The 4,947-nt window shown below is 74.5% G+C and carries 4 protein-coding genes and 2 pseudogenes; 2 read left to right on the top strand and 4 right to left on the bottom strand.

Going from position 1 to position 4,947, the window contains the following annotated elements; genetic code table 11:
• Window positions 1–88 precede the first annotated feature (88 nt).
• A complete protein-coding gene (locus ACWEVO_RS30035) occupies window positions 89–742 on the top strand; it encodes a response regulator (protein WP_452310838.1) in 654 nt (217 codons plus the stop codon).
• Here the strand turns inward: ACWEVO_RS30035 and ACWEVO_RS30030 are convergent.
• Entirely contained in the window at window positions 733–1,314 is a 582-nt protein-coding gene (locus tag ACWEVO_RS30030) for a TetR/AcrR family transcriptional regulator (RefSeq protein WP_452310837.1), read from the bottom strand. The genes ACWEVO_RS30035 and ACWEVO_RS30030 overlap by 10 nt on opposite strands.
• Before the next feature lie 71 nt (window positions 1,315–1,385).
• Between ACWEVO_RS30030 and ACWEVO_RS30025 the strand changes: the two are divergent.
• A pseudogene (locus ACWEVO_RS30025) lies at window positions 1,386–2,339 on the top strand (FAD-dependent monooxygenase); the annotation flags it as partial.
• A 237-nt stretch (window positions 2,340–2,576) separates the two neighbouring features.
• Here ACWEVO_RS30025 and ACWEVO_RS30020 read toward each other — a convergent pair.
• The 3 genes and pseudogenes from ACWEVO_RS30020 to ACWEVO_RS30010 all read right to left on the bottom strand — a co-directional run.
• Window positions 2,577–3,629: pseudogene (locus tag ACWEVO_RS30020) on the bottom strand (glycosyltransferase); the annotation flags it as partial.
• Complete coding sequence (locus ACWEVO_RS30015; protein WP_452310836.1) at window positions 3,614–4,597, bottom strand: glycosyltransferase; 984 nt, start codon at window positions 4,595–4,597, stop codon at window positions 3,614–3,616. The pseudogene ACWEVO_RS30020 and the gene ACWEVO_RS30015, both read right to left, overlap by 16 nt.
• 45 nt (window positions 4,598–4,642) lie before the next feature.
• Window positions 4,643–4,947: glycosyltransferase family 9 protein (locus ACWEVO_RS30010; RefSeq protein ID WP_452310835.1), on the bottom strand; the 305-nt coding region annotated here is incomplete at its 5' end.

Genomic DNA, 4,947 nt, shown 5'->3' with positions numbered 1-4,947 from the left:
CCTCGAAGGTCGAGCGAGCGGGGCGATGGCCCGACGGTCACCGGTGCACTCGAACCAACATCAGCTCGAGTGAGACAAGGGTGCACCAATGAGCGGGGAGGCCATCCGGGTGGCGGTGGTGGACGACCACCCGGTGTTCCGGCTGGGCATGACCGCCCTGCTGGCGTCCACGGCCGGCCTGGCGGTGGTCGGCGAGGCCGCCGACGCCGACGGCGCGCTCCGCGTGGCGGACCAGCACCACCCCGACGTGATCATCATGGATCTGCACCTGGGCGGGCGGTCCGGGGTGGCGGCGACGCGGGAGATCGTGGCGCGACATCCGGACATCGGGGTGCTGGTGGTGACCATGTTGGACGACGACGACTGGGTCTTCGCGGCGCTGCGTGCCGGGGCCCGGGGCTACCTGCTCAAGGGGGCGGCCCCGGCCGAGGTGGAGCGTGCGGTGCGGGCGGTCGCCAACGGCGAGGTGCTGCTGGGCCCGGTGATCGCCAGCCGGGCGGTGAGCTACCTGTCCGGGGTACGCGCCGGCGGGGCCACCCCGTTCCCCGAGCTGACCGACCGGGAGCGCGAGGTGCTCGACCTGGTCGCCCAGGGGCTGAGCAACGTGGTCATCGCCCGCCGGCTGACGCTCAGCCCCAAGACGGTCCGCAACCACCTGTCGAACGTGCTGACCAAGCTCCAGGTCGCCGACCGGAGCCAGGCGATCGTGCGGGCCCGGGAGGCGGGTCTCGGTCAGCCCTGACCGAACTCCGCGGTGAGGGCCCGCAGCGCCCGGGTCAACTCCTTCGCGGTCGGCGCCGTCGCCGGGTCGACCAGCCACTGGGCCGCGACGCCGCCGAGCAGCGACTGGTGGAAGGCGCCGAGCGCGAGCGTGGTCGCCTCGTCGGCGCCCGCGTCGAGCCGGTGGAAGACCTCGGCGAGGCCGAGCCGCGCCTGCCGGGTGACGCCGGCGAACGCCTCGCGCAGCTCGGGGGACCGGTCCATCCGGGCGATCAGCTCGAACTGGATGGCCCAGAGCGGCCGCAGCCGGGCGAAGGACTCGATGATCCGCTCCCAGGCCGCCTCGAACCGCTGCTCGGGTGTGGCGTCCGGGCCGGCGTCGTGGGCCAGGGCCCGGTTCAGCTCCTCACCCCACTCGGCCATCGCCTCGAAGAGGGCCTCGTTGAGCAGCGCCTTCGTGGTGCGGAAGTGGTAGCCGATGGCGGCCAGGCTGGTGCCGGCGGCGGTGGCGACGTCGCGGGCCGTGGTGGCCGCGTAGCCCTTCTCCATCAGGCAGCGCTTCGCGCCGGCGAGCAGGTCCTCCCGATTTCCCATGCCGGGCAGCCTACCGGAATCTTGAACATATGTCTTGCACAAACGTCTAACACGCTTGTACCGTCATCGGCATGACCGATGTATTGATCTCCGGCGCCGGTGTCGCCGGCACCGCGCTCGCCTGGTGGCTGCGCCACCACGGCTTCCGGCCGACCGTTGTCGAGCGCGCCCCGGCGCTGCGCGACGGGGGCTACAAGGTGGACGTGCGGGGCGCGGCGCTGACCGTGCTCGACCGGATGGGGCTGCGCGAGCAGGTGAGCCGGCGCGACACCGGGATGCGGCTGGCCCGCTTCGTCGCCGCCGACGGCCGTCAGCTGGCCACCATGGACGCTGCGCTGTTCGGCGGCCGGGAGGGGGACGACGTCGAGATCATGCGCGGCGATCTGGCCCGGATCCTGCTCGCCGCCACCGACGGCGTGGAGCACATCTTCGCTGACTCGATCACCGCGTTGCGTCCCGCCGACGACGGCGTGCAGGTCGAGTTCGCGGGCGGGACGAGCCGCCGCTTCGACCTGGTGGTCGGCGCGGACGGGCTGCACTCGGCGGTGCGGCGGCTGGCCTTCGGCCCCGGTTCGGCGTACCTGCGGCCGCTCGGGCACCACATCGCCATCTGCACGGTCCCGGCCGGCTTCGGCGAGGAGCGGGTCGAGCTGATGCACCCGGCGCCGGGGCGCACCGTCGGTGTCTACCGGACCGCCGGCGCGCCGGACGCCCGGGCGCTCTTCCTCTTCCCGTCCCCCGCCGACGTGCCCGACCACCGCGACGTGGCCGGTCAGCGGGCCGCGCTGACCCGGGCCTTCGCCGGGGCCGGGTGGCGGGTGCCGGAGCTGCTCGCCGCGCTGCCCGACGCGCCGGACCTCTACTTCGACGCGATGAGCCAGGTCCGGATGGACCGCTGGTCGACCGGCGGGATCGGCCTGGTCGGGGACGCCGCGTACGCGGCCTCGCCTGCGTCGGGGCAGGGCACCAGCCTCGGCCTGGTCGGGGCGTACGTGCTGGCCGCCGCGCTGGCTGAGGCGGGCGGCGACCCGGCGGCCGGCTTCGCCGCGTACGAGCGCCGGATGCGGCCGTTCGTCGACGCGAATCAGCAGCTCGCCGAGCGCAACCTCAAGGGGATGGTGCTCGGGTCGGCGGCACAGATCCGGTTCCAGACGCTGATGCTGCGGCTCATGCCGCGACTGCCGGGCCGGGACCGGATGATCCGCCGGGTCACCGAACCGATCCGGAGAGCCGCCACCGCGATCACCCTGCCGGACGTGCCCGGTGCCCAGCGCGCGGGAGTCGCGCGGCGGGACCAGGTCGCCGGTGAGCCCGTCCACGACGGTGTCGGCGATGCCGCCGACGTTGGTGCCGATCACCGGCACCCCGCAGGCCATCCCTTCCAGCGGGGTGAGGCCGAACGGCTCGTACCAGGGAGCGGCGACCAGCACGTCGGCGGAGCGGTACCAGCGCCCCATCTCCTCCCGGGGCACCGCGCCGATCAGCTTCACCCGGTCCGCGACGCCGCACGACTCCGCGACGGCGGCCAGCCGCCGGGCGAAGGTGTCGGCGGGCAGCAGGTCGGCCGGTGGGCCGCCGACCACCACGCACTCGGCGTCCGGCACCGCCGGCAGGGCCCGCACCACGTCGAGGAAGCCCTTGCGCTCCACCATCCGGCCCACGGTGAGGATCCGTGGCCGGGCCGGGTCGCGCGGCGCGACCGGGCCGTCCGGTCGGAAGACGGCCTGGTTGACGCCGGAGGGCACCAGCGCCATCCGGGACCGGGGCACCCCCATCCGGACCAGTTCGCGGACCTCGTCCTCGCACTGCACGACCACCCGGTCGACGGCCCGGCCGAGCGCCCGCTCATAGCCGGCCCGCCCTGGTGGACTGGTGTCCTTGGCGCCCTGGTGGCGCCGCTTCACCGTGCCGAGGGCGTGGTACGTCAGCACCGTCGGCACCCCGGTCCGCCGGCCGGCGTGCACGGTGGCCAGCCCGCTCATCCAGAAGTGCGCGTGCGCCACCTCCGGGGTCCAGTCGCCGCGCCGCCAGGTGTCGGCCAGCCAGCTGCCGAACTCCCCCATGTACGGCAGCAGATCGTCCTTGGGCACCCGCCGGGCCGGCCCGGCCGGCACGTGGCACACCTGGTAACCGTCGGGGGTGGACACCGCCTCGGGCAGGGTGGCCGAGTCACGGCGGGTGTAGACGCGGACGTCGTGTCCCTCGCCGACCAGCGCGGCCGCGAGTTCCGCCACGTGGGTGTTCTGGCCGCCGGCGTCCTCCTCGCCGAGGACGGCGAGCGGGCTGGCGTGCTCCGAGATCATCGCGATGCGCATGTTTCCCCCTCCATCAGTCGGTCCCAGTCGGCGAGGAACCGGTCGAGCCCGAAACGTTCCTTCGTCACCTCGCGCGCCCGTGCCCCCAGCCGGTACGCCGCGTCGCGGTCCTCGGCGAGCCAGCGGGCCGCCTCGACCAGCGTCTCCACCCGGGTGGAGAGCACCCCCGCGTCGGGCGGCACGGCGTCCACGGCCTCGGTGGTGGCCAGCGCGATCACCGGCATGCCGATGGTCATCGCCTCGATCAGGCTCAGCCCGAGGGAGGTCCACCGGCACAGGTGCAGGTACGCCCGCCGCCGGGCCACCTCCGCGTGCATCCGGTCCTGCGGCAGGTCCTCGTGCCCGGTCACCGGCAGCCCCGGAGCGCCGGCCGCGGCGAGCGCCTCCGGCAGCCCCTCGACACCCATGCCGTAGACGTCCAGCGGCGCGATCGCCGCGAACCGGGCCAGCAGGTCGGTGCCGGTGACCCGCCACCGGCGTACCGGCTCGTTGATGACCACGGCGAGCCGGTCGAGCTCGCCGGTCCAGTCCACCCTGGGCGGCACGATGCCGTGCTCGACCACGGCGGTGCGGGTGCCGCCGTTGTCCCAGAACAGCTCGTTGAAGTGGGTGACGTGGGTGAGCAGCAGGTCGTCCCGGTCGGCCATCGGGTGCCGGGTGTTCGGCACGTCGCCCTTCGGGGTGTTGTGCTCGACGTAGATCGCCGGCAGGTCACGGCCGGGGCGGCGGCCCAGCCACTGCTCGGCCAGCTCCAGCTCCTCGGGGCGCTGCAGGATGACCAGGTCGACCTCGGCCCGGCGCAGGTCCTGCGGGCTGATCTCGACGGCGTTCTCCGGCCAGTGGTACGTCCGCGCCCGACCCAGCCCGTACGGGCCCCGGTCGGGGGTGACCGGCACCAGGTAGCGGTGTCTCCCGTGCACGAACGACGTCGTCCAGGAGCCGTGCACGTGCCACAGCAGAACGTTCATCTCTCTCCTCGGTCGTGGCGGGTTCGGGGGAAGGGGGTGGACGGTTCAGCGGGGCGGGGGAGGGACGAGGACGCGGACGGCCGCGACCACCTCGGCCGGGTCGACCCGGGTCAGGCAGGGGTGGCCGGCGACGGGGCAGACGGCGGCCCGGGTGTCCCGGCACGGCGCCTCGGCGTCGCCGAGCCGCACGGTCGGCACCCGGTACGGCCCCCACTGGCCGAACGGGACGGTCGGGGCGAAGAGGCTGACCACCGGGGTGCCGACGGCGGCGGCGAGGTGGGCCGGGCCGGTGTTGCCGACCACCACGCAGCGGGCGCCGGCGAGGATCCGGGCGAGCCCGGCCAGGTCGG

This window comes from Micromonospora sp. NPDC003776 (assembly GCF_053605645.1).
Note: the sequence above shows the minus strand (reverse complement) of the source record. Positions and strands in the feature narration are given on the sequence as shown.